Here is a 24,212-nt window from a genome sequence, read left to right as displayed (position 1 = left end):
AATGCTTAAGATAATTCAGAACTTACTTAACTGTAATAGATAAGGAGTCAAAACAAATCCAAATTCTTTTATCGTTTTCTTGTTGAGATAAGGCTTCACACAAAGCCCAATATAAACGGAGCCCAAAAAACCGTATTGCAAATCTTTTGGTTCATACACAAAACTGACTATTTTATTTTCATTCGCCCATTTTGCAATATCTTTCATCTCTTTTGAATCATATGAAAGCACAATAAGAGCATCCGGAAGATTTTGCATCTTATTATATTGACTCATTAAAACAGTATCAACCGTTATTTTTTTGCCAAGCAGAGGCATCTTGTAGAGCATTTCAATTTTAAATTTAAATTTTTTGGCCATCTTGGTGTCTATTTTTTTATAAACAATCCAAATATTCAAACGCTTTGAAGGGGATTTTTGCACACTTTTTTCCATTAATGCAATTTTTGGGAACAACTTTGCTTCTATATCTATAATAACAGTATCATACTGATATCCGAATAGAGTTGTATAAGCGACTACAAAGAAGAGTAAGAGTTTTTTCAAGGCAGATTCCATTCGACATTCAACCAAAATGTCCGCCCATCTCTTTGAAAATCTTCAAGATATGTCCCTGTCGTCACTCCGTCTCCAAGCTTTGAAGGGTAGACGGGAGTTGTATTAAAAATATTTTTCACAGATGCCGTCACTGTCAACATTTTATACCAGTATGTAAAAGTCTGGTCAACAAAAACTTTTGCTTTTATTTTCTCCCGTGTATCGGCAGATTCTCTCTGTTTTGCACCGACATAGCGTATGCGGGTTCCACTCTCAAGATCAGCTGTAAAATGTTTCAACAGCATAATATTTGCCAGATGACTGGAAATAAAAGGCATCTTCCTATTATTAACAAAAGAGTAGTTTGCCTGCACATTCATTGTTGCATCCAATGAGTATTTTATCTCAAACTCTGCTCCGTATGAACTTATATCTTCAGCATTATAAAAATAAAAGCTGTTGTTTCTATCTATAAAATTTGACATATTTGAATAATACAGATTAATATTTATCCAGTTATTAAAACTGTTTTGACGATGATACACTAATTCTACAGTATCAATTGTCTCAGATTTAAGATCTTTATTTCCAAAATATGGACTTGCAGAACTGTAAAGCTCCAAAAAAGAGGGCACACGAAAAGAACGATGAAAAAGCAGTTTGTAGTTTTGTACTTCATCATACGCATACAATAATGCCAACTTGGCAGAAAATCCTGCATCACTGTCGCTGTAATAATCATATCTTGCACCTGCATCGAGTGTAATATGCGGCATTAACGGATAAATATCATTAAAATAAAGGGCATACTGTTTTCTTTTAATATCTTTATCAATATTATTTACTTTTATATTGATATTTTCTGAAAGGGTTGGATCATTCACTCTGTAATCGGTAGTAATTTCATCACTTTTTGCAATATATATCCCAAGTAGAAATTCATTCAACTGTGTTTTATATAAAAGGGTGTCTTCACTGTAGAGTGTACGCTCTTTATAGTTGCCTTCTCCCAACAAATCATACTCGGGAGAGGGGGGTGTTGTCATAATCGAGTATGGAATATAGCGAGAAACACCGCCAAACTGGTACAATTTCAGACCGGCTTTTAGATTAAAAGACAAATTATTATTTATTTTTGGAGCATACACGAGCTCACTGAAAAAAGATTTTGTTTTAATTTTTTTAGGATCATGACTAATCGGCCAATCCCCGTAACCATAATAGTTTTGTGTATTGTGTTCAAGCCATCGTGATTTAAATGACAAAGCATTATACGCTATATTTAAACCGAATGATTTGTCTGTGTAATTTTCATAAGAGACAAACTTGTTTTGTGTTGTAATTAAAGAATAGTTTTTATATATACGACTGTTTTCATTGTTATTAAAGTAACCGTCCAGGGCAATATGCATATTGTTCTGTTTTACAGATTGGGAAAATGTCAGATTTTGAAAGTTTTTAGAAGAACGGGTATAAGAGAGAATATGCGCTGACGGATGTAAACTTTTCGTAATAACATTGATAACGCCGACATGTGCCAAAGAACCATATAACGCGGAGGCAGGTCCGCGAATAATCTCTATCTGTTCTATGAGGTCTATCGGCATATCAAGGTAAAAATATCCCCCTCCTGCCAACTCGCTGTTAATGCCCACCCCATCAATCATCAGTTTGATTTTATCACGGATAAATGATTTGTTTCCCCTCATATTTATCTGCTTTGCTCCGGCTGTTCCCATTGAAAGCTCAATACCGGGTACCGCAGAGAGAGCCTCATACAGAGTCCTAATTCCAAGTTTTTTTAACTCTTTTGGATGTAAAACCGAAACAACGGAAGGTGTTTGACTGATGTTAAGTTTACTTTTTGTTGCAATTTGTGAAACATCCTGAAGATCCTGTGTCAAATTAAAATCATCAAATGTGGCATTTGCATTAACAAAAACTGCATACAGCAGTAAAAAAACCATTTTTACCATTCGTCACTCTCTTTATAATTTTTTAACTTGATGGTAAAACAGCTCCCATCATCTCTATTTTCAGCCATTATCAAACCTTTCATCCTCGATTCTATAATATTTTTTGCAATATGCAGTCCAATTCCTGTTCCTGAAATTTTAGATTTTGTTGTAAAATAAGGCTCAAATATATTTGCTATAATTTTTGGAGGAATGCCTCCGCCATTATCACAAATTTCTAAAACAGTATCTTTATCTGTACCTTTGAACACCATAGAAATCATGCCATCTGTAAGCCCATTCCGTTCTTGTCTGCTCCTAATTGCATCTTTTGCATTATTCAGTATTATGAGCATGACCTGTTTGAATTCGTTTTCAACACCATAAAAAAGTGCTTTAGTTTGCACATCAAAATTACAGCAGATTGCATTATTCCTAAACTGTGCATCCAAAATCTTTATAACGTCTTTTAGCAAAGGAACAGGATTAAAATAACTGTTTTTTCTTGAAGGATTTAAAAAATTGCGAAAATCATCAATAGTATCAGACATATACTGAATATTATGAGAGATCTCTTCCATTCTCTTGTGAAACTCTTGTGCATGTAATGTATCAAGATCATACTTAATCAGCAAATCACTGCTAGCCAGTCCAATATTATTCAAAGGCTGACGCCATTGATGTGCAATAGACTCAATCATCTCCCCCATAGCAGCTTGTCTTGATTGATGCAGCATAAGCTTTTCCTGTTGATGCTGCTTTGCCACTTCTTCTTGTACCTTCTCCTTGAGTTCTTTGTTAAATAATTGTAATTGATGCAAATAGTCTGTAATCGTGTACATCATTTCATTTGATGTTTTGGCAATAATTTGAATTTCCTGCGTTGCATTATCAACTTTCACATCAACCGGTTCTTTTGTATGTGAATATTTTAAAAAAGCTTTAGATATGACGTTGAGCAGATGCAAATCACGCCGCAATAAAAAGAGACTTATTAAAAAGATTCCCAAAGTAAGCAACAGTGTCAAACCCAGCATATAGAGTATATTTACGGAAAGTTTTTTCAAATTTTTATTGGAATATTCTGCTTTGATTGAAGCTATGCTTTTATTATTAAAAGGATCTTTTATAACACCTTCATAATAAAAAGCCTGTTGGGGTAATATTTTCTTTTTCTTTTCATATATTATTTTTCCGTCTGCATCTTTTAGACGTATTTTAGCAATATCATACTGTTTTAATATTTTATTTAGCAAAAATTTTACATTATTTTTTTGCTCAAAAGAGATGTGAAAAGCAAGCAAAGGTTCTATTCCGCGAAATAAGAATGTAATTTTTTGTCCCTCTTCTTTAATGAGTATCTCTTTAAAATAGGAAAATGAAATAATATATACAGGGATGATGATAGAGAAAAATACAAGCCAAAATAAGAAAGTAAATTTACCAATTAATGTTTTAAACATAAAAATAATTATACATTCTCAGAGCCAATAAAGCCCTGAAAACAGAGTGCTGTACTAAAAGCTTACTGTTTTAAACCAATAAGTGTTTGCAGAAGCTGGTCAGAGGTCGTAATAGTTTTTCCGTTTGCCTGGAAACCACGCTGAATAATAATGAGCTGTGTCAATGCACGAGAAAGATCCACATTAGAAGCTTCCAATGCAGAACTTTGGATAAATCCACGTCCGGCAGTCGCAGCAGTTCCTATGATAGGGTCTCCTGAGTTGGCTGTCTGAGTATACACATTTCCCCCATCCGTAGAGAGCCCTTCGTTGTTAGTAAATTTAGCCATGGCTATTTGTGCCAGACCGAAAGAACGCCCATTGGAAAATGAGCCAACTAAAGTACCACTCTGATCAATTCTGATTCCAACAAGATCGCCACCCGTAAAACCATCTTGAGAAATTCCAGATGTAGATGAACGAGAATCAAAACTTGTCATTCCATCAAATTTATTAGCAGTACCAAACGATAAATTAACTTGTTGATTTGGTGCAGAACCATTATTCCCTGAAAAAGAAATATTTGGCGGGTTGTACGTTGCCAAAGAACCATCATTGTTAAATCGAACAGAGCCTGTTTTCTCATTTGTTGGAGCAATTGTATCAATTGTAGCTGGACTTGGAACAGACACTTTCATATTCCATGTACTTCCTGTTGCAGTATTTACTGAAACTTTTCTAAATTCCATGCGGATTGTATGTTTTGAACCTAGAGAATCAAAAATATCTATAGAACTTGAATGTGTTGCAGCATTAAAACTTTGAGAAAAAGCTTTTCCTGTACCACCTATAGGTATAACAGAATTTAAAGCTTCCATATTCCTTGTAAAGCGTGTGTTCTCAATAACAGGTGCACCCCCTGAATCTGTTGTTAATGCAGTTATATTCAAATTTATATTATAATCACCATCTTGTGAACCACCCGGATTTGATATTTCTAATTTTCCTTGATCGTTTATTATTACAGATATATTATTTTCATCTGATGTTCCATCACCATCTCCATCACCAACATTACGAGCCTGCAATTCCATAGCTTCACGTAAATCAGCCATTGTTGTAAATGTTTTATCAAGTCCTGGCGTTTTTAAGGATCCTGTTGGATCATATTGATATCTATATGCTGTGGTTCTACTGTCAGCTATTGTCAGACCACTGTTGTCTGTAGCTCCTACAGTTGTTATTCTAATATTATGAGAAGCTGCTGCATTGGAATTTGAATTTGTTAAAACTATTCTATTTGCCGTGGCATCATAAGAAGCACTTACACCAGTAACAGCAGTTTGCGCATTTATTGCTGAAACATATCTATTTGCATTAACTGCGGCAGAATCATTAGCTCCTCCTCCCGTACTTATTATTTGCTTTGTTGTACCATCATCAAGTTGAAGCGTTATATCCAGCTCTTGTACCGTCCCCGTACTCGCAGTTACACCATTTGTAGCTGTAGTTTGTGTATCTAAAAATGAAGCCCACACCCCTTGGCCGGGCTGTAGAGAAAATGCTTCTCCTACTTCATTAAACATAACACCCAAGTCACCAGATGGTACAGCATTTCCATTTTCATCAACAGCAGAAGGCGCCGATGAGACAACACCATTATTTGGGGGAGGCGTACTTCCCACACTATATGCAGGAGAAAAGCTTTCAACCAAAGCACCAGAATTCAGGTTTGCTTTTAACACAATTTCTTGGGTTGGGCTTGCTGGAGTTGTAAGTCCAGGAGCAATATTAATATTTTCAATCGGCGTTGTAGAATCTACTTTTCCAGTAACCGGATCACGCAACCATCCTTGTGCTAAAAAGCCGTTATTATCAACAAAATTTCCACCTGCATCAAATTTAAAATCACCCGCACGTGTGTATTTATATGTATTCCCCCCATCAGGAGATATTATAAAAAATCCATCTCCCTGGATTGCAACATCCGTATTTTTATCAGAATTTTGAATAGATCCCTGTGAAAAAATACGCGTCATGGAATTGACAGTTGATCCAAGCCCTACTTGGACAGGATTTTTACCACCAAGTTGCCCCTGTGGTGCCGTTGCTATAGCTTTTGTCTGTGCCAAAAGATCTGAAAAGTTTGCACGGGAATATTTAAAACCAACTGTATTTACATTGGCAATATTATTTGACTCTACATCCATCGCAATTTGATGGGATTGCAATCCGGATACTCCGGAGAAAAGTGATTTTAACATATTAAATCCTTTAATTTATTTCATATTTTTCAATGAAATTACTTCAATAAAAAATAAAAGCACAAAGTGTTCCAACTCTATACTTTAGGCATCCATATTTAATGCTTTTTGCATCATCTGGTCTGCTGTAGTGATAGATTTTGAATTTGCATCATAGGCACGCTGCAGAATAATCAGTTCGGTCAGACCATAACTCATTTCAATATTAGAAGATTCCAGCGTAAAATTTCTTACCTGTGCCCCTATAATATTTTGGCCATTTTCATCAGTAAAAAAAGTTGCTTGTCCACTGTTTGCACTCTCTTCAAATCTGCTGCCGTTTAATCGCGTCAAACCTTGATCATTAGTAAAATGATAAATAGCAATTTTACCGACACTACTTTGTTTTCCATTCGTAAATGTTGCAATTACTTCGGCATTTTTATTAATGGAATAGCCCTCCAGATCACCACCCATAATCCCATCAGTAATACTTGATCCGGACATAACAGGAGTATTAACAGATGTTATTCCATCATATCCTGTCCCCATATCTATTGTGACTGTTGTTCCGTTATTGTCAATACTTGTCAAAGTAGAAGATCTCAGAGCACCGGCTGCATCAAACTCCACTTTGCCTGTCTGTGTATCATACAAGATATTTCCGTCCAGAGACTTTACCGTAGCTGTCACATTATACTGGCTTCCCGGTGGAGTTTGCAGAGGATCTTTTACAAATTCCAATCGAAGATTGTTTCTGTTTCCCTGGGAATCAATGACACTTGCCCCTACAGAAACAGGATCAAATCCTACACCAAGATTTGCCAAAAATTTTGCATTTGTTGTAGCCTCAGGGGGATATGTCAGTGTTTTTGGAAATCTTAGCTGCTGCTGCTGTCCGACATCACCCAGTTTTACTTCATCCAACTGATTTGTCAATACATTGTCATCACTGATATTTCCGCTCAAGGTGCCAAGAACATGAAAACCGTCAGCAGTAACCAAATCGGCATTTGCATCTATACTAAAAGCACCGTCACGTGTATATATTGTTTTCTCACCGTCTGAAACACCGAACCATCCGTCACCCTCTATAGCCAGGTCAGTACTTCTATCGGAAAGTGCCAGAGGGCCTTGGGACTGTACCATTCCTGAAGCTTGCACCTGCACTCCCTTTCCAATAGTATCACTATCGGAAAATGATGTGGCTATACTGCTTTCAAAAAGAGAGGAAAACTCAAGATCATAACCTCTAAACCCTATCGTATCAATATTTGCCAGATTATTACTTACTACATCTATACCTGCAGAATTATTTTTTAAGCCGGATATTCCCGTATAAAATGCTTGCGTCATCATAGCAAATCCTTCTTTTAGTAAACTTCTTTTATGTTGTCTAACGGCACATAATTTGAACCGACTTTGACAAGTGTATTTCCATTGTCAAATCGTACTGACTCTATAGGATAAGCTCCCAAGCGTGTTTGTTGTGTATCACCATTTGCATCTACATACTGTGCATTTACATGATAAATGGCACTCTCAGCCTGATTGCCCGAAGTGTCTGTACCATCCCATGTAAACTGATACACACCTGAAGGGTTTGTTCCTACATCCAAAGTCTGTACAGTATTTCCGTCTGCATCTGTAATAGAAACCGTACCCTGTTCGACTGCATTTGGAAAATAAACTTCAAAGGTTGTCTCTGTCCCCTTGTCGTGAGCAATAGCATCACTGCCAAGATCGGCAGTTTTTCCTATCGCTGCGATAGTCGAAAACTGTTGCGAACTTCCCAAAGAAGCTGTCAATTTTTCCAAGGCTGCATTTGTATTGTCCGCCGATTCAAGACTGGCCAATTGGGAAGTCTGTGTCAATATTGTTTCTGTATCCGTCGGTTCCGTGGGATCCTGATATTGAAGCTGTACCAAAAGCAGCTTCATGAAATCATCTTTCCCGAGTGTTCCTTTTGGATTGTCAGACGATGTAGTTGCGGAGAGTGCCGAATTATTTGCTGTTGTATCTATTGTCATAATATGTCCTTTATGCGTAGTGTGGAACTACAATTTCCAATGAGCTTAAAACTTCTTCATTGCTCTGCAGCGTTTCAAAATAGTTGTACTCGTCATCAGCCTTTTGCTGGTTTTGTCTCTGCTGTTCCTGCTGTCCGGCTTGAGAGTTTTCGCTTTGAGCATTACTGTTAAAATTTAAAGAAGCATTTTGTATTCCATTATTTTGTAACTGCACTTTTAAGTCCTGCGCATTCACGGCCAGAGTATTGATGGCAGTATTGTTTGAACTGATATTTATATGAAGATTTTTTCCGCGTTGTACTATCGTCAGGTCAACCTCACCCAGTCTTTGTGGATTTAGCTGAACTTTGATACGTGTAAATGGCGACTTATACTCTTCAATTGCAGATTTTACATCATGAGAGAGATATTTTACCATCTGTTTTGCTTCATTGAGTTTTACCTCAAAACTGTCTGCCTTTGCAATATTCAATCCATCTGTCTTTGCCTGTACAGCGCCATCTTCACTCTTGTCATTTTGCAAAAGAGACGCTAATGATTTTTCTGTCTCTCTTGAAGTATGCGGTGCTACCATCACCTTTGCTGTTGCCACTGAAAAATCTGCTGTAAGACCTGATTCATTCTTTGTGATTTTTTCTCCACGCAGAAGAAGCTTCAATGTGTCATCAGCTTTTTGTTTTGGAGTTTTGTCTATTGTCAGTGTATTTACTTTTGTATCTACAATTTGCTGTGTCGTAATTTCAGCAACGCTGCTCTGCGCTTTAAACAAGGGGGTCTGTTTCTGCTCTTGTTTAACCTGCTGTGTATTTTTAACAATCTCTTTTTTTACCAGTTCCAAACTTTCGTCTGCCACCCCTGCCTCTTGAACTTTTGCAACATCTGCTTTTGTTTTTTTTACTTTGACACGAACCGGTATCTCTTCATTTGAAACGTCTGCTTCTTCTTTTGCTTCTTGTTTTATCTGGAAAAAAGTAGTTTGTTCTGACTTTTGTACTGCTTCTTGTTTTATCTGCAAAGAAGGAGATTTCTGCTCTGCTATTGTTTTTGCATTCGTCTGTGCAAAGTCTTTCACCTCTTCCAATGTGATTTTTGAAAGTTCAATCCCTGTTTTTTTTGCAACCTGAACAAGTCCCTCAAGAGTTTTTGGCAAAGTATCAATTTGGTTTTTTTTGTATCCTTCGCTCTGCACAATTTTGCTTTTGAGAAACTCTTTTGCCTCTTTTATAAGAACTGTTCCGATATCTGTTTTTTCTTTTTTTGTTTTATTTCGCAAGGGTATATCTTTTGGAATATCAGAAATTTCTTTTTTTGGTTCTTCTTTGCTTACATGTAAAGAAGATTGCAGGGGCGCTTGCTGTGCTCTCTGCTTGCTCTTTGCATTAGACTCTTTCACCTCTTCCAATGTGATTTTTGAAAGTTCAATCCCTGTTTTTTTTGCAACCTGAACAAGTCCCTCAAGAGTTTTTGGCAAAGTATCAATTTGGTTTTTTTTGTATCCTTCGCTCTGCACAATTTTGCTTTTGAGAAACTCTTTTGCCTCTTTTATAAGAACTGTTCCGATATCTGTTTTTTCTTTTTTTGTTTTATTTCGCAAGGGTATATCTTTTGGAATATCAGAAATTTCTTTTTTTGGTTCTTCTTTGCTTACATGTAAAGAAGATTGCAGGGGCGCTTGCTGTGCTCTCTGCTTGCTCTTTGCATTAGACTCTTTCACCTCTTCCAATGTGATTTTTGAAAGTTCAATCCCTGTTTTTTTTGCAACCTGAACAAGTCCCTCAAGAGTTTTTGGCAAAGTATCAATTTGGTTTTTTTTGTATCCTTCGCTCTGCACAATTTTGCTTTTGAGAAACTCTTTTGCCTCTTTTATAAGAACTGTTCCGATATCTGTTTTTTCTTTTTTTGTTTTATTTCGCAAGGGTATATCTTTTGGAATATCAGAAATTTCTTTTTTTGGTTCTTCTTTGCTTACATGTAAAGAAGATTGCAGGGGCGCTTGCTGTGCTCTCTGCTTGCTCTTTGCATTAGACTCTTTCACCTCTTCCAATGTGATTTTTGAAAGTTCAATCCCTGTTTTTTTTGCAACCTGAACAAGTCCCTCAAGAGTTTTTGGCAAAGTATCAATTTGGTTTTTTTTGTATCCTTCGCTCTGCACAATTTTGCTTTTGAGAAACTCTTTTGCCTCTTTTATAAGAACTGTTATCTCTTCTTTAGTCATTTTTGCTGTTATCTGAGAAGAAAATTCAAGCGTATCTGCTTTTGTTCCAGAAAGTATCGGAGTCTTTTCGTCACTGAGTGCAAGAAGCAATGAACCGTTTTGAACAATTTTGTTCTTTGATTCCAAATTGCCTTTAAGCAGTTCCGAAAAAGAGATAAAATCAGCACTCTCCTCCCCTGCCGGTGCTGTATTTAAAAGTGATAACGGGGAAGAAATCTCTTTTTTTATATCTACTGAAATCACACTTTGCTCCTCTGCTTTTCAAAAGAATTTTAAAATACAAAGCATTTAGTGTTCCATTAAGTTAAGCAGATTTTTCGGAACGCGGACTTCAGTCCGGGCTGAGAGTGGCAAGACTATTGCAACAGCAGACACTGCAGAAAAAAATTTAGTTTTTTCCAAGTCACGCTTTAGCGTTAGAAAGTACCGGTTCCAAGAAAGCATTAATATTTTTAAAGAAGTGTCGATATTAAAAATATGAAAATTATATTTTTTATACTTTTGCCGTTATTGGTGATTGCAGAGACCATATATGCCACAAAAGTTTCCAAGTCAAATATTGAAGCGATGCACAACCCAAAAATAAAATGCAGATGGGTGTGCGATAAAAAAATATACAAAGAGCAAAAAATATCCGAAGCAATCTCTTTTTACAAAAACTCCAAATATTATAAATTTACAAAAAAAGGCTTCTAAGTACCTACTTAATAGTCTCTTGTAATCCTGTCCAGACAGTGCAACTCTTTTTTAAAAAATCTACTGACACTGTTTTGCATATTTTCAAGAATATCTTTTGTTGTTTCACCGTCCACGGGATAGCTCAGTAAAAAAGAGTCCAGATACTTTGCAAAAAACTCATCAAACATCTTTTTGACAATCTCAGCTCCGTATTTGTCAGTGTAAGGAAGAACAAAAAAATAATCCGCGCCGTCATTTGCTATCGAATCTGATGAACGCAGTATTTCCGTTAAAGAAGCATCCACCACACTCTGCTCAATCCCCGAAAAATCGCAATAGAGCAGAGTAAAACTCTCAGCACGGTTTTCATCCAGTCTGTCCGATATACCAATATTTAAATCCAGTAAATTTTTAAAATTGTCAAATGAGAAATGTACGCCTGCCATCTTGGGTTCCTTCTGTTTTCTTTAGTATAACAAAAAATCTTTAATCCGACTCAATCATTCGGTGTGACCAGTTCCCCTCTTTTGAGTTTTGCAATTTTCCCCCGGAATTTCCGGATATAAAAAGCTTTCTCTTCAAAACTGATATTTGAAGCAATATTGACCTTTTTCAACTCTCTTTCATAGTATCTTGTCAAAAACGTAATCAGTTCCGCATTCAAAGCCTCTTCATCTTGAAGCGGTGTGATAGTCTCATCTACCCGAATAGCCATTATCTCGGGAGTATCTTGTTTTCCCTGCAGGACCAGTGAAAATTCATAAGAGTGAAACTGCAAAAAACTCGGGTCAATCACATCCAAAATCTGTTCAATATACTCAGGTTTGTCCAAAATAGTTTTAATCAAAGAGAGTTCCCACATATCTCTGTGCGCACTGTTTCTTTGCTGTGGCATGTTCTGCCTGTTTGTGTCTGTCTGGGTATTGAATCGCAAAAGCGAGGGAGAGACACCCAATCCGCCCAGACGTGAAGCAAGGTAGGTTTTATACTCCTCTTGCAGTATGGGAGAGAGTGTTTTTAGATAGGCAATGCCCTCTTGCATACAGGATTCTTTGGCTTTTGGGTCTTTGAGATTATAAAGCGAAAGAATTTCATCAAGGACAAACTCTATAAAAGGTTTTGCTTTGCGAAACATACTGCTCAACTCTTCAACGCGACCCTCTTTGACCATATCGGCAGGGTCAAGTCCTCCGTCAAACACCACAACACCGCCGTTAAAACCAGAAGCACTTAAAAGTTTTGAAGCCTTGAGTGCCGCTGCACGCCCTGCTTTGTCTCCGTCATATGCCATGACAATACGAGGAGAACCTTTTCGAAGCAGCGGCAGATGTTCATGTGTCAAAGCGGTTCCCAGCGTTGCCACAGCATTATCAAATCCGGCCTGATGCAGCATTATAACATCGAGATAACCCTCTGTGATAATGATTTCGCCTTTTTTATGCAGGCTTTGTTTTGCCAGATGATAGGCATACAAAAGACGGGATTTGTTAAAAAAGGCTGTCTCGGGAGAGTTGACATATTTTGCCTGATGTCCGGTTATGGTTCTGCCGCCAAAGCCGACAATACTGCCGTTGGCGGAGAAAATCGGAAAGGTTATTCGCTCTATAAAACGGGCATAGGTATGGTTGCGTTCCTGATTGTACCCGACCACTCCCATATCTACCGCTTCTTTGATACTGAATTGCTGTGAGCGGATAAAGTTCAGCGTTGCATTTGAATCAGGTGCATAGCCGATACCAAATTTTTCTATACTGTTTTCATAAATGCCCCGCTCTTGAAGATACGAAAAGGCTGTTTGGTTTTTCGTTAAAAGTGATTGATACCACTCATTGAGCTTCTCCATAACCTGTGAACGCGGTTTGTTATGTTTGTTATCGGTGTAAGCAAGTGTAAAGTTATAGGAATCCGCCAGTTTTTCCAAAGCTTCGGGATAGTTCAGCTTTTCATACTCCATCACAAACTTCACTGCATCCCCGCCGGCTCCACATCCAAAACAGTGAAAGATCTGTTTTTGCGGACTCACTACAAAAGAGGGGGATTTTTCCTCATGAAAAGGGCAAGGTGCTTTAAAATTACCCCCTGCTTTTTTCAGTTCTATATAGCTGCCGACAACATCAACAATATCAAGTCTGGCTTTGAGGGCTTCTATGGAATCTTGGGAAATCATAAAGAAATTATACTATGATATTTTTAAGATTAAGCGTGAAAACTGTCCCCTTGCCGACTTCGCTTTGTACAGAAACAGCAATATCTAATTCTTCACACAGTTTTTTAACGATATGCAGTCCTATGCCTATACCTCTCTCCTGCTCTTTGTAAAATCTCTCAAAGACACGCTTGGGATTTTGTATGCCTTTGCCTGTATCTTCAATGCTTAAAATATTATCGCTAAATCGGACAAAAACCTTTCCCTCTTTTTGATTGTATTTGGCAGCGTTTGAGATCAGATTATCTATGATTCTCGTAAAAGAATCTTTGTTTACATGTAACACAACAGCCGGAACTTCTCTATGAAAGCTGATATCTCTGTAATTACTTTCTATAAGATTTATACGCTCTTTCAAAAATTCTTTTAACACAAGCTGCTCTTTTTGCGTTACATGTGAATGCAGATAAGCTCGCAAATTTGCCTGCAGATTCAAAATATTCTGCACAGCATTTTCTATTCTCTCGATTTTAGTATTTTCTCCCGTTTCACTTTTGAGCATGGAAACATTGAGGCGCAAGGTAGACAAAGGCGTATTAAAATCATGTAAAATATCTTTTATAAACTCCTCGGTTACATGTAACGCCTTTCTTAACGGAGAGAGTGCATACAGAGCAAAGAAAAAAGACAATATTGCAATGACAAATACAACAATAAAAAAATTCCATAAAAGTTCTTTTTGCAGAGTGCGTACCTCCTGCATATACTTCTCTTTTGGAAGATAAATTTTCAGGGCATTTTTTGTAGAATTCGGAATGGAAAAATAAGCACTTAATTCGCTTTCATTTTTATACAGTCTGTAGAGTTCATACTCTTTTTTGGGGACAAAATCGTATTGAAACTCTTTACACTGCAGAGAAAAACTGCAAAGTCTCATTTTTGAAAAAACAGTCTCATCAAGGCTTTGCAGCTCTTTTTGATAGTTGAGCAGAAAAAGAGCCCCTGCCAAGAGTGTCTGTGATAAGAAGAAGAGAAAAAAACTCTTCAGCAGGGATTCTTTTTCAACTTTTTTCAAGCATATATCCTATTGCGCGAATATTTTTTATATCCAGACCTGTGATATGTTTAAATTTATTGAGTGCAACCCGTAAAGCCGCATCTGATGGGCTGACAAGACAGTCCATCAGAACAGTTTTGTCCAAAACCTTGCCGATATTATGCATAAACAGATCACAAAGGCACTCTTGCACTTCTCCCAAAGAGACTATTTTGCCATCTTTATAGAGCTCTTTTTTTTCTGCTGAATATCTCAGATTTTTATAAACAATGTCTTTGTTTGTCTGAGACAATTTGGCATTGACACGGATAAGCAACTCTTCCGGGAAAAAAGGCTTTTTGAGATAATCATCCGCACCAATGGAAAACGCCTTGGATATAGAATTCAAATCTATTAAAGCACTGATAAAAACTGCCGGTGTAGTATCATCGGCATTTCGCAGGCTCTCCAAAAGTTCCAGTCCGTTCATATCCGGAACATTAATATCAAAAACATACAAATCATACCTGTTCTCATAAGAAGCGTCAATAGCATCATTTCCGTTGTGTACCGTATCGACACTGTATCCGGCCCCTTCCAAGAGCTCTGCCAAAGTCAGGGCGAGGGGTACATCATCTTCAAGTAAAAGTATATGTTTTTGCATCATCTTTCTTTAAAAATAATAGCCCAGTTTTACGGAAGCAGCTTGGTCACTTGCACTGTCACTCAGTCCGTACGCATAAGAGAAGGTAGTGAACCAGTGCATGTTGATACTGTAGTATCCGTACGCCGAAACTGTTCTGATTTTTTCAACACCTGCATAAATACTGTCTGAAGTATTATATGCCCCGCTTAGGTACAGTTTGTTTGTAACGTAATACCCTAAACCGCCACTAAATGCATTTGTGTTTTGATAGGCAACCGTTCCTGCTATATCATCATCATTAATCATTGTGTAAATATAACCACCGAATATATTGACTTTTCCTAAAGCATAACTTGCATTCAGTGAAGCTGTATAGTCAGTGTTGTTGTTATTTAACGCTGTATCATATGTAGGCAGAAGAACGCCCGCCCCTACACGCAAAGAGAAAGATTTCAGTGGTTTAAACTGATACGATGCTCCCAGAAACGAGTCATTTAAACCATTTTCACTATAGCCGTCTCCATTGGTAGTATAATAGGATGTAGACGCCTGAAGTGAAAAGTTTTTATAGTAATAGTCAATTTGAAGGGAACTGGAATAGGTATCTGTCTGATTTAAAGAGGCATAATTGGATCCGGCATAATTTGCACCGATTATAATATCAAAATGATGGGAGGAGACAAGACTTTTTTTAGTACACCCGTTTATATCAACCAAATCGGTCAAAGGGGTATTGGGACATTTGTCTCTACTGTCATCCACACCGTCCATATCTGAATCAGAGTAGGCAAAAAGGCTGGCAGAGAACATGCCCAGCATCATTAAAATAAACATTTTTTTCATAGGTATCTCCTTTATAAACCAATCACCTCGTTAAGCTCTGGAGATGATTGATTGTTTAATTTTTCTATCTGCGGTGTATCATGTCAATATTCATATTTTGTTCGACTGCTCCGCCACTTCTTTCAACAGTTTGCATATACTGACTGCCAGCCTGCTGCTGTGTCATATTCTGTATCTGGTTCATATGCTCATTTGTCTGCATCTGCATCTCCTGTACATGGTCCTGAGCTCTTGTCTGCGTCATATCACCAAGGTTATGCTCTTCATCAGGCATCATATCTCTTGCCATTGCTGCAGTACCTGTACCAAGTTCGTGTCCGGCACCTGCTTCTGTCTGCATTTTACTCTGCATCTCTTGTATTGCAGCCATTCGCTCTTCCTGGTTCATCTGCATAAGTCTTTGTTTAAACTCATTCATCAACTGCACTCTTTCTTGTTCAGGTGCGCTTTGAATGGCTTCTATCTGTGCATCAACGCTCACTGTTGCTGTATCTGTCGCAGCACTCTCATCTGCCGAAGCTATGCTTAAAAGACCAAGCAAAGCAACTGATAATGTAATGTTAACTAATTTCATCTGAAATCCTTTGTGTTTAATTTTCAAACCCGGGAATTCTTTGATTCCCTTGTTTTGATGTTGGTATTATCACACAACATAGTTAGCAAAGTGTTAGCACTTCACTAATTTTTCTTTTTATCATAAAAAAGCAGATATGTTGATGGCAATATCAGTAAAGTAAGCAGTGTCGAGCTTATAATCCCTCCTGTTATAACCACCGCCAAAGGGTACTGTATCTCACTCCCTACACCTGTCGCATAAAGAAGCGGCAGAATTCCGAAAAGTGTTGTAAAAGCTGTCATCAGTACCGGTCGCAGACGCAGCAGTGTTGCATCTTTTAAAAGTATCTTCAAATCCACATCAGGATATTTGGTTCGCAGTTCATCTATAAAACTCACCAATACAATACCGTTGAGTATCGCGATGGCAAAAATAGCCAAAAAGCCCACTATCGCCGAAACAGACAAATATATACCGCCGACAAGCAGAGCAATGATACCGCCGATAAACCCAAAAGGAACATTCAGCAAAATAATCATCGACTTTTTCAGAGAATTAAATGCCGTATAAAGCAGTAAAATAACCAAAAGAAGTGTTACGGGAATAATAATAATCAGCTTTTGTGTCGCTTCTTTCATATTTTTAAAGTCACCCGCCCAGCCTATATAGTATCCTGCGGGCATTTTCACTTTTTCTTTTATCAACGCATCCGCTTCTTTTACAAAAGAGGCGGTATCTCGTCCTTCTACATCCATTGAGACGACCATATAACGGCTCAGGTTCTCTCTTTTGATAAAAGAGGCGCCTTGGACTATTTCAATGGCACAGACATCTTTGAGCCTGACAATATTTCCGTTTTGTGAACGGAGTGTTACATTTTTTATAGATGCAATATCTTCTTTTGCGCCTTTTATCTTGGCAACAATGGCAAATCTTTTAATCCCCTCTATTTTCTGGGTGACACCCTCTTCTCCTATACCGTTACGAATAACCTGCATCACATCTTCTACACTTATACCGTACCGTGCAAGAGCGAGATAGTCCGGAGTTATTTTAATCTGTGCCTGACCAAGCTGTGATTCTACTTCCATTCGCTCCAGTCCGTCCACGCCTTTAATGGTGTTTTGAATATCTTTGGCAATTCTGTCGAGTTCTTTTTGATTCTCTCCGTAAATTTTAATAGCCAGTTCTGCTTTTACGCCTTCAAGTAATTCTTCTATACGCATTGCAATCGGCTGTGTCGGAATAAACTGTACAAAAGCAAAATGATGTTCCAAATCTTCACTCATCTTTTTCGTCAAAGCAGGCAAATTTTCAATATTAGGTTTGAGCGTCAAAAGCACTTCCATGTAGTTTGCCTGCGCCGTTTCTCCTTTTTCGCTTCGTCCTATCATTGTCAGCACAGACTCTACATCTTTGGGGTAATGTTTTCGTATATACTTTTCTATATCTTCAGAAACTTCTATGGACTGGGTAAGCGCTGTTCCCGGAATTGCAATAACCCTGTACATAATAGACTCTTCATTGAGTGTTGGCAAAAATTCCCGTCCCTGCTGAGAAAGCATATAGGCAAGAACAATAAACACAACAGTGACAATTGCCAAAATCTTTTTTGCATTTTCCAGCGCAAACAGCAGTACAGGCGTATAGACTTTTTTAATACCTCTCATCACGATATTTTCAGGAGAGTTTGTCGGTTTTAAAAGCATCAAAATAAGTACCGGAACCAGTACAAGTGCTACAAGCAGCGAGCCGAGCATGACAAACACAATATTGAGTGCCATCGGCGTATAGAGTTTTCCGGCTAAACCGTCAAGTGAGAGCAGAGGAATAAAGACCGCCGCAATGATTAAAACAGCAAAAGTCACAGGGGTTGCCACCTCTTTTGCCGCCTCGGTGACTACTTGCAATTTGGGCTCATAAGGATTGTCATGCAGTTTTCTAAAACTGTTTTCCACAATTACAATGGTTCCGTCAACTATCATACCTACCGCAATTGCCAGACCGCTCAAACTCATAAGATTGGCTGAAAGATTGTAATAATCCATCAGCAAAAACGCACTCAACAAAGACAGGGGCAAAGAGAGTATAACAATAAAAGCGCTGCGCAGTTCAAACAGAAATAAAAACAGTACAATGGCAACCAAAACTACACCGCTTAAAAGTGCCGAGGTCATTGTATTTACCGCTTTGTGTGTAATGTCTGTTCTGTCATACAGAGTGGTAATTTTCACACCCTCCGGCAGAGCACTGTTGACTGTCTTGACCTTTTCTTTTAAACGTTCGACGACCTTTGCCGCATTGGTGGCTGTCCGTTGCAGCACCATTCCCATAACAGCTTCATTCCCGTCTATCGTCACCGCTCCAAATCTTGGGCTCACACCAGGCATTACACTGGCAACATCACCAATGGTAATAGCCTGCCCCTGACTGGGTTTTATGACACTGTTTCTTATATCATCAAGCGTTTTATACAAGCCTGCTCCGCGAATCAGATACTGTTCCCGGTTAAACTCCAAATACTGCCCGCCTGCTGCCTGATTTGATTTTTGCAGTGCCTCAATGATATCGCCATAGGTAATCCCAAAGTCCTGCAGTTTTTTTGTATCTATCAAAACATTATACTGTTTCTCATAACCGCCCCAGCCGATGACCTCTTCGACACCGCTGACACTTTTAAAAAGAGGGGTAACAATGTACTTTTGCATCTCTTTGAGTTCCTGCAGGGAGTATTTTCCTGTTGTATCTTCTACCTGATACCAGAAAACCTGTCCCAAACCGGTTGTATTTGGTCCCAAAACAGGTTTTCCCCAGCCTTTTGGAATATCCACACTTGCAAGTCGTTCTGAAACGAGTTGGCGTAAAAAATATATGTCCATATCGTCTTCAAAAAAGACAGAAACATAAGAGAGTCCAAAAATGGAGTTTGACATAATAAGTTTCACCCCTGCCATCCCCGAGACAACTGATTCTATAGGGTAGGTGATGAGCTTTTCTATGTCTTCGGCAGAATTTCCCGGACTCTCTGTATAAATGACAACCTGTTTCGGCGTAATATCAGGAAAGGCATCAATGGGAATATCCCGGTATGCCCTGTAACCAAAAGCAATAATTCCGAGAAAAAAGACAAGCACTAAAATTTTGTATTTGAGCGAAAGCTCTATAAGTTTATCTAACATACCAGCCCCTAATCCCCATCGCCAAGAGATGATTTGAGCAATGCCGATTTCACATAATAACTCTCACCACTCACATAGGTTTCTCCCAACTCCAAACCTTTTACCCCGACATATTCATCATCTTCTGCGACTATTGCCACAACCTGCGGCACATATTCCGGAGACTCTTCCTTGCTTGGAACAAAAACCACCCATTCATTGTTAAAAAAAGAAAGTGCCGATTTTTTCACAGCAACATAGCTTTTTGCATCAGCAAAGTATATTGTTGCCTTTACATAGACATCAATAAAAAGATCATCCACTTTTTGATCCACGCTTGAAAGAACCACGACTCTTTGTGTTGTTTCATCCACCTTGGGCATTATTTGCGTGGCATGTGTAATAATCTCTTCTCCTGCATAGTCAACCACTACTGTATCCCCAATACGCGCTTTGGTCGCATATTCAAGAGGCAGATAGGATTTCACATAATAGGCTTGATTCTTTACTATTGAAACAATCGGTTCATTTGGTGATACAGAAGAGTGCAATGGTTTTAAAAGAGCTGAAACACGTCCGCAGCTGTGTGCATATAAAATAAAGTCAGCGGTTGCTTTTTTGAGATTTTTCACATCTATATTCAATGTTTCGAGTTGTGACTGCAAGGCTGTAAGATTGGCCGCAATTTCACTTGTCTTAATCGCTTCAGAGTTAAGACTCTGCATTGACGTCATTCCCTTTTTGTAAAGTTTTTCAACAGCTTCATAATTTTTTTGTGCTGACTTATACTGTTTTTTCAGTGCAATATAATCTGCGCTCATTTTTGAAACTTTAATAGACTTGATAAGAGCAATTTTGTCTCCTTCACTTACATCCTGTGCGGGTTTGACAAAATATTTTTCCAAATGCCCGCCCACTAACGAGGTGATAGACTGCTGCGCGTTTGAAAGCTGTATGATCTTGGCATTGAGTGCTACCGATTTTTTAAAACTGTGCATTTGTGTCTTTGCCAGTGGAACTTCAGCAGCCAGTACAACAGCCCCGATTCCCAGCAACAGTGATAGTAATAACTTATTCATTATATTCTCCTACTTCATAGTTATACAGAACTATATTTCTGTTTATTTTATTTTCAAGTATTATCTTTTTTTCTTTTGTCTGTATCATTTGGTTTTTGATATTTTGCAGTTCCAAAAGGTTGATGTTTGCTATTTTGTAACCATCTTCATACATTTTTAACAGCTCTTTTTGCGCATTGTAAAGATCCTGTGTAGAGCCTACAACAGCACGTAGAATATTTAACTCTTTTTTTAACCGCTCGATATTGCGCGAAAGCGCTGTTTTTTGATTCTGCAGCAGAAATTCACTCTGTTTTGCCTGTAATACGGCGATACGCTGCTCTTCTTTTTTTGTGTTAAACAGAGCAAGAGGAATATTCATACCGACTCTGGCAATACTTTGGTCCGGTTCAGCTTCGTAGGCTGCATAGACGTTCATCCACTGAATTTTGTTTGCATTGAGTCTTGCTTTTGCGTTTGCGGTATTTTGCTGTGTTTTGAGGTAGTACAGCTCTGCCGAACTGTTTTGTATCTCTTCTTTTTGCATTTTGTCTGAAAGCCTAAACACATAGTTGTCATCGAGTTCTTTCTCGTTTTGCAGACCCGCAAATGCCAACAGTTTATAATAACTTGCAAGCCGCATTGCTTTTTTCTCATTCAGCAGGTTTTTACTGCTTGTCAAATCCACTTTTGCCCGAAGATATTTCACTTTTGCGATTGTTCCCGCTTCATATCGCTCTCTTGAAATATTTGCAATATTTTTAGAAATTAAAAACTCCTCCCGGGCCAATCGGAGCAATGCAGACTCGGTCATATACTCAACATAAAGCAAAGAGAGCACTTTCACAAATTCTGCACGCTGAAGAGTCACCAGTCCTTTTGCCTCTTCTCTTGTTGCTGCTGCCAAATTTGTTCTGTCTTTGCCGACACCCCACAAACGGACAGGCTGCATCAGGGCAACCCTGTAGCCTGCTTCACTCTTTCCAAGATCAGGAGTAAACTTTGATGCCTCAAGGGAGAGTTTCGGGTTTTTATATCTCTGTATCACGTTTGACTGCTCATCCGCACGCTCTATCTCCAAAGCATTCGCTTTAAGATAGGGAGATGCCTGCAAAGCCTCATATAAAAATGTATCAAAATCCTGTGCGGACAGAACTGCACAAAATCCAAATACTGCAAATATGCTTTTTTTAAACATAGTTATCCTTTTGTTTGTTGTTAATTTATAAATATTAGATTAGAACTATGCGCTGATAGGAGGTTTTAGAAAGTTATCGTATGAGTTAAACTCATATATCTTGATATTTGAATAGGGTTTTTGAGAAAAATTTTCACGTGCAAAAGGGATATTTATTTCAGGAAGAATAAAAGCAATGTGAAAACAGTGGTGCAACTGACAAATGCAGTTATCCGCTGTCTCACTGTTATTGCTAAATTCATGGACATACTCACTCACCTGACACGGGTCTGTCTCAAGAACCTCTATTGCGTACGCATGGAGTATGTTAAAACTCATTGACAACAATAAAACAAATGTGAGCAGTCTCTTTTTCATAATCGTATTATACCCTAAGCACTGCAACAACTGCCGTCATTACACTCTTTATCCTTGAAAAAATATGGTTTTATTACATAGTACAGCACAAATCCCCAAAGAACAAGGCTTGCAATCCAGGCGATAAAACCGGCATCTTCATCCATATGCACAAGTTCTTTGACATTCACATCGCGAAAAAGATAGTCAAGTCCCAGTCCGAAAAGAAGGGAGCCGGCTATGATGGTCCCAAGATAGATATAAAGCGTTCTTGTTCCCAACATCTTTTTTACAACGCCTATTGTTACAGTATTTGTCGCAGGACCTGCACTTAAAAAAACAAAAGCCGCTCCGGGACTCACACCGGCTAACATCAAACCTGCGGCAATCGGCAAAGAAGCGGTTGCACATACATACATAGGCACGGCAATGGCTATCACTATGATATACGAGAGCCAGTTGTATTTTATAAGTATTTCACTCAGATTGTCAGGAACCGCCACAGTTATTAAAGCACCCAGAAGAAGACCTACGAGCAATGGTGACGCAATGTCTTTTAAAAGTGTTCCAAAAGCATAGGTGAAGGCATTTTTAACAATATTGTTTTTTTTCTCGCCACTGCTTGCCTGCGTGCTGCAACAGCTTGCATCATCAGATGTTTTTACTGCCGAGAAAGTCATTACCGAAGGCTGGTTTGTCGGAGCCTTCATACTAAATACTGCGGCAGGTTTTTGCTCTTTTTTGTTCTCCTTTTCAGGGTAAAAATTGGATAAAATTCCGGCAATAACAGAAATAATCATCGAAGTCACAACCCTGTAAATAGTAAAAGCCCAGCCAAACATTCCATAAGTTGCAAGTATGGAATCAACTCCTGTAATCGGTGTAGAGATCAAAAAAGAGAGTGTGGCACCGTTACTTGCACCGCTTTTTTTGATACCCGCTGCCAAAGGAATTACCCCGCAAGAACATACAGGAAGAGGAATACCGAAAACTGTCGCTTTGATTACCGACATAACAGAATCTTTTCCAAGATGGTTTTTTACAATACTCTCAGGAACAAGTTCGTGCAAAAACCCGGCAAAAACAAGTCCGAACAAAATATAAGGGGCCATGGCGTTGCTTAAATCAACCAGGGCAGAGAAAAAAAGGATAACAGTTTCCATCATAAACCTAATGTGTTTGGATTTTTACGGCACCGCATTTTCCTGCGCCGCATTTCATATTTTTGTTTTTCATTTCACACATTTTACCGCCCATAGATTTGCCCCATGACTCTTTAAAATTATCATACAGCCAGGAAGCAACAGCCGCTCTCTCTTCTTTGCTTAGCGTTTTTCCTATCGGAGGCATTGTACCAAAACGTTTATATGCCATCGGCATACAGAAACCTTTCTTTTTTGAAGGGTTTTGTATATAATCTGCTACAAAAGCAATAAAATCTTCACGGGTTTTAAGCATCATTTTCAAACGTTTTGATACCATAGGCATCGGCGGTGCTTTCATTTTGCTTTTTTGCATTTTGCGCATCATTTTTTCACGCATTGCCATTTTTTCTTCCTGTGTGGCATTTTGCATTTTCTGACGCATTTCCTGCATCTGTGTCTGATCCATCATCCCTTTCATAGCATGACATGAGGCACATTTTGCTTTGTATATATCTTCTCCCGAATTTGCTCCAAGAGAAACAAATCCTAAAATTAAAACTAATAATAATTTTTTCATAACTAAAATTCCTTTTTATGATATAATTCATATAACGATATTGTTATATAATAAAACTTCGAAAGAGATTAGATGGAAAAATTAGTTCAGCTTGCAAAAATATTATCAGACAGTAACAGAATAAAAATAATAGCACTGCTTTACAGAGAAAAAGCGCTCTGTGTATGTGAAATCTGTGATACATTAGAACTCTCACAGCCATTGGTTTCACGCCATCTGAAACAGATGCGCGAAGCCCAACTTGTACAAACAAAACAAAGCGGAAAGTGGATCATTTATTCTCTTGGCAAAAATAAAATTCTGTACTGCTTTTTAGACACAATACAGGAAGACATAGCAACTTTACCAAAAATTATTTCATGTACCACACGATAAAAAAACAATATCAACTTTGAAAGAAAAATTTATTATGC

At 38.1% G+C, this 24,212-nt stretch carries 21 protein-coding genes; 2 read left to right on the top strand and 19 right to left on the bottom strand.

Features of this window, described 5'->3' with window-relative positions:
• Positions 1-15: 15 nt before the first annotated feature.
• The 7 genes from MLC52_RS00200 to MLC52_RS00170 form a co-directional block, all read right to left on the bottom strand.
• Positions 16-546: a hypothetical protein gene (locus tag MLC52_RS00200; protein WP_346389082.1), complete on the bottom strand. Its 531-nt coding sequence runs from the start codon at positions 544-546 to the stop codon at positions 16-18.
• Positions 543-2,513 (bottom strand): TonB-dependent receptor plug domain-containing protein, encoded by a 1,971-nt coding sequence (locus tag MLC52_RS00195; RefSeq protein ID WP_434580707.1) that lies wholly within the window; start codon positions 2,511-2,513, stop codon positions 543-545. The genes MLC52_RS00200 and MLC52_RS00195 overlap by 4 nt, the downstream gene beginning before the upstream one ends.
• On the bottom strand, positions 2,507-3,955 hold the full coding sequence (locus MLC52_RS00190) for a sensor histidine kinase (protein WP_434580705.1): 1,449 nt from the start codon (positions 3,953-3,955) through the stop codon (positions 2,507-2,509). The genes MLC52_RS00195 and MLC52_RS00190 overlap by 7 nt, the downstream gene beginning before the upstream one ends.
• Positions 3,956-4,017: 62 nt before the next feature.
• Entirely contained in the window at positions 4,018-6,198 is a 2,181-nt protein-coding gene (gene flgE, locus MLC52_RS00185) for a flagellar hook protein FlgE (RefSeq protein WP_434580703.1), read from the bottom strand.
• Between the two features lie 84 nt (positions 6,199-6,282).
• The gene (locus MLC52_RS00180; protein ID WP_434580701.1) at positions 6,283-7,536 is read right to left on the bottom strand and encodes a flagellar hook protein FlgE; all 1,254 of its coding nucleotides are present in this window, start codon (positions 7,534-7,536) and stop codon (positions 6,283-6,285) included.
• Between the two features lie 14 nt (positions 7,537-7,550).
• The gene (locus MLC52_RS00175) at positions 7,551-8,207 is read right to left on the bottom strand and encodes a FlgD immunoglobulin-like domain containing protein (RefSeq protein ID WP_434580699.1); all 657 of its coding nucleotides are present in this window, start codon (positions 8,205-8,207) and stop codon (positions 7,551-7,553) included.
• A 10-nt stretch (positions 8,208-8,217) separates the two neighbouring features.
• Positions 8,218-10,665: a flagellar hook-length control protein FliK gene (locus MLC52_RS00170; RefSeq protein ID WP_434580697.1), complete on the bottom strand. Its 2,448-nt coding sequence runs from the start codon at positions 10,663-10,665 to the stop codon at positions 8,218-8,220.
• A 234-nt stretch (positions 10,666-10,899) separates the two neighbouring features.
• On the opposite strand from MLC52_RS00170, the gene MLC52_RS00165 reads away from it, so the two are divergent.
• Complete coding sequence (locus tag MLC52_RS00165; RefSeq protein WP_151901433.1) at positions 10,900-11,118, top strand: hypothetical protein; 219 nt, start codon at positions 10,900-10,902, stop codon at positions 11,116-11,118.
• 8 nt (positions 11,119-11,126) lie between these two features.
• Here the strand turns inward: MLC52_RS00165 and MLC52_RS00160 are convergent, their stop codons facing one another.
• The 12 genes from MLC52_RS00160 to MLC52_RS00105 all read right to left on the bottom strand — a co-directional run bounded on the left by MLC52_RS00160 (position 11,127) and on the right by MLC52_RS00105 (position 23,799).
• Complete coding sequence (locus tag MLC52_RS00160) at positions 11,127-11,546, bottom strand: hypothetical protein (protein ID WP_151901434.1); 420 nt, start codon at positions 11,544-11,546, stop codon at positions 11,127-11,129.
• 50 nt (positions 11,547-11,596) lie between these two features.
• Complete coding sequence (dnaG, locus tag MLC52_RS00155; RefSeq protein WP_346389074.1) at positions 11,597-13,267, bottom strand: DNA primase; 1,671 nt, start codon at positions 13,265-13,267, stop codon at positions 11,597-11,599.
• A gap of 7 nt (positions 13,268-13,274) precedes the next feature.
• A complete protein-coding gene (locus tag MLC52_RS00150) occupies positions 13,275-14,321 on the bottom strand; it encodes a sensor histidine kinase (protein WP_434580694.1) in 1,047 nt (348 codons plus the stop codon).
• Positions 14,308-14,946: a response regulator transcription factor gene (locus MLC52_RS00145; RefSeq protein WP_151901437.1), complete on the bottom strand. Its 639-nt coding sequence runs from the start codon at positions 14,944-14,946 to the stop codon at positions 14,308-14,310. The genes MLC52_RS00150 and MLC52_RS00145 overlap by 14 nt, the downstream gene beginning before the upstream one ends.
• Before the next feature lie 9 nt (positions 14,947-14,955).
• A complete protein-coding gene (locus tag MLC52_RS00140) occupies positions 14,956-15,771 on the bottom strand; it encodes a DUF3187 domain-containing protein (protein ID WP_434580691.1) in 816 nt (271 codons plus the stop codon).
• A 64-nt stretch (positions 15,772-15,835) separates the two neighbouring features.
• On the bottom strand, positions 15,836-16,345 hold the full coding sequence (locus MLC52_RS00135) for a hypothetical protein (RefSeq protein ID WP_434580690.1): 510 nt from the start codon (positions 16,343-16,345) through the stop codon (positions 15,836-15,838).
• 104 nt (positions 16,346-16,449) lie between these two features.
• Positions 16,450-19,506 carry an efflux RND transporter permease subunit gene (locus MLC52_RS00130; RefSeq protein WP_434580688.1) on the bottom strand — a complete coding sequence of 1,019 codons (3,057 nt, stop codon included), beginning with the start codon at positions 19,504-19,506 and terminating at the stop codon, positions 16,450-16,452.
• Between the two features lie 8 nt (positions 19,507-19,514).
• The gene (locus MLC52_RS00125) at positions 19,515-20,564 is read right to left on the bottom strand and encodes an efflux RND transporter periplasmic adaptor subunit (RefSeq protein ID WP_151901441.1); all 1,050 of its coding nucleotides are present in this window, start codon (positions 20,562-20,564) and stop codon (positions 19,515-19,517) included.
• Positions 20,557-21,741, bottom strand: a complete 1,185-nt coding sequence (locus MLC52_RS00120) for a TolC family protein (protein WP_434580686.1) — start codon at positions 21,739-21,741, stop codon at positions 20,557-20,559. The genes MLC52_RS00125 and MLC52_RS00120 overlap by 8 nt, the downstream gene beginning before the upstream one ends.
• Positions 21,742-21,786: 45 nt before the next feature.
• The gene (locus MLC52_RS00115; RefSeq protein ID WP_151901443.1) at positions 21,787-22,098 is read right to left on the bottom strand and encodes a hypothetical protein; all 312 of its coding nucleotides are present in this window, start codon (positions 22,096-22,098) and stop codon (positions 21,787-21,789) included.
• Between the two features lie 14 nt (positions 22,099-22,112).
• Positions 22,113-23,240, bottom strand: coding sequence for an SO_0444 family Cu/Zn efflux transporter (locus MLC52_RS00110; RefSeq protein WP_434581611.1), 1,128 nt, complete (start codon positions 23,238-23,240; stop codon positions 22,113-22,115).
• Positions 23,241-23,247: 7 nt separating this feature from the next.
• Positions 23,248-23,799 (bottom strand): c-type cytochrome, encoded by a 552-nt coding sequence (locus MLC52_RS00105; RefSeq protein ID WP_434580684.1) that lies wholly within the window; start codon positions 23,797-23,799, stop codon positions 23,248-23,250.
• Between the two features lie 72 nt (positions 23,800-23,871).
• Here MLC52_RS00105 and MLC52_RS00100 point away from each other — a divergent pair, with 72 nt between their 5' ends.
• Positions 23,872-24,174: an ArsR/SmtB family transcription factor gene (locus MLC52_RS00100; RefSeq protein ID WP_346389065.1), complete on the top strand. Its 303-nt coding sequence runs from the start codon at positions 23,872-23,874 to the stop codon at positions 24,172-24,174.
• Positions 24,175-24,212: the final 38 nt, after the last annotated feature.

It is taken from the genome of Sulfurimonas sp. NW15 (assembly GCF_051132285.1).
Classification (GTDB): Bacteria; Campylobacterota; Campylobacteria; order Campylobacterales; family Sulfurimonadaceae; genus Sulfurimonas; species Sulfurimonas hydrogeniphila.
This window is presented reverse-complemented; position numbering and strand designations above follow the sequence as displayed.

What these genes read in the sequence shown, in the direction of transcription:
- flgE (WP_434580703.1), bottom strand. Translation starts at nt 6,198, where the DNA reads ATGTTAAAATCACTTTTCTCCGGAGTATCCGGATTGCAATCCCATCAA.
- MLC52_RS00130 (WP_434580688.1), bottom strand. Translation starts at nt 19,506, where the DNA reads ATGTTAGATAAACTTATAGAGCTTTCGCTCAAATACAAAATTTTAGTG.
- MLC52_RS00125 (WP_151901441.1), bottom strand. Translation starts at nt 20,564, where the DNA reads ATGAATAAGTTATTACTATCACTGTTGCTGGGAATCGGGGCTGTTGTA.
- MLC52_RS00145 (WP_151901437.1), bottom strand. Translation starts at nt 14,946, where the DNA reads ATGCAAAAACATATACTTTTACTTGAAGATGATGTACCCCTCGCCCTG.
- MLC52_RS00180 (WP_434580701.1), bottom strand. Translation starts at nt 7,536, where the DNA reads ATGATGACGCAAGCATTTTATACGGGAATATCCGGCTTAAAAAATAAT.
- MLC52_RS00165 (WP_151901433.1), top strand. Translation starts at nt 10,900, where the DNA reads ATGAAAATTATATTTTTTATACTTTTGCCGTTATTGGTGATTGCAGAG.
- MLC52_RS00160 (WP_151901434.1), bottom strand. Translation starts at nt 11,546, where the DNA reads ATGGCAGGCGTACATTTCTCATTTGACAATTTTAAAAATTTACTGGAT.
- MLC52_RS00100 (WP_346389065.1), top strand. Translation starts at nt 23,872, where the DNA reads ATGGAAAAATTAGTTCAGCTTGCAAAAATATTATCAGACAGTAACAGA.
- MLC52_RS00190 (WP_434580705.1), bottom strand. Translation starts at nt 3,955, where the DNA reads ATGTTTAAAACATTAATTGGTAAATTTACTTTCTTATTTTGGCTTGTA.
- MLC52_RS00105 (WP_434580684.1), bottom strand. Translation starts at nt 23,799, where the DNA reads ATGAAAAAATTATTATTAGTTTTAATTTTAGGATTTGTTTCTCTTGGA.
- MLC52_RS00135 (WP_434580690.1), bottom strand. Translation starts at nt 16,345, where the DNA reads ATGAAATTAGTTAACATTACATTATCAGTTGCTTTGCTTGGTCTTTTA.
- MLC52_RS00175 (WP_434580699.1), bottom strand. Translation starts at nt 8,207, where the DNA reads ATGACAATAGATACAACAGCAAATAATTCGGCACTCTCCGCAACTACA.
- dnaG (WP_346389074.1), bottom strand. Translation starts at nt 13,267, where the DNA reads ATGATTTCCCAAGATTCCATAGAAGCCCTCAAAGCCAGACTTGATATT.
- MLC52_RS00120 (WP_434580686.1), bottom strand. Translation starts at nt 21,741, where the DNA reads ATGTTTAAAAAAAGCATATTTGCAGTATTTGGATTTTGTGCAGTTCTG.
- MLC52_RS00140 (WP_434580691.1), bottom strand. Translation starts at nt 15,771, where the DNA reads ATGAAAAAAATGTTTATTTTAATGATGCTGGGCATGTTCTCTGCCAGC.
- MLC52_RS00110 (WP_434581611.1), bottom strand. Translation starts at nt 23,240, where the DNA reads ATGGAAACTGTTATCCTTTTTTTCTCTGCCCTGGTTGATTTAAGCAAC.
- MLC52_RS00195 (WP_434580707.1), bottom strand. Translation starts at nt 2,513, where the DNA reads ATGGTAAAAATGGTTTTTTTACTGCTGTATGCAGTTTTTGTTAATGCA.
- MLC52_RS00115 (WP_151901443.1), bottom strand. Translation starts at nt 22,098, where the DNA reads ATGAAAAAGAGACTGCTCACATTTGTTTTATTGTTGTCAATGAGTTTT.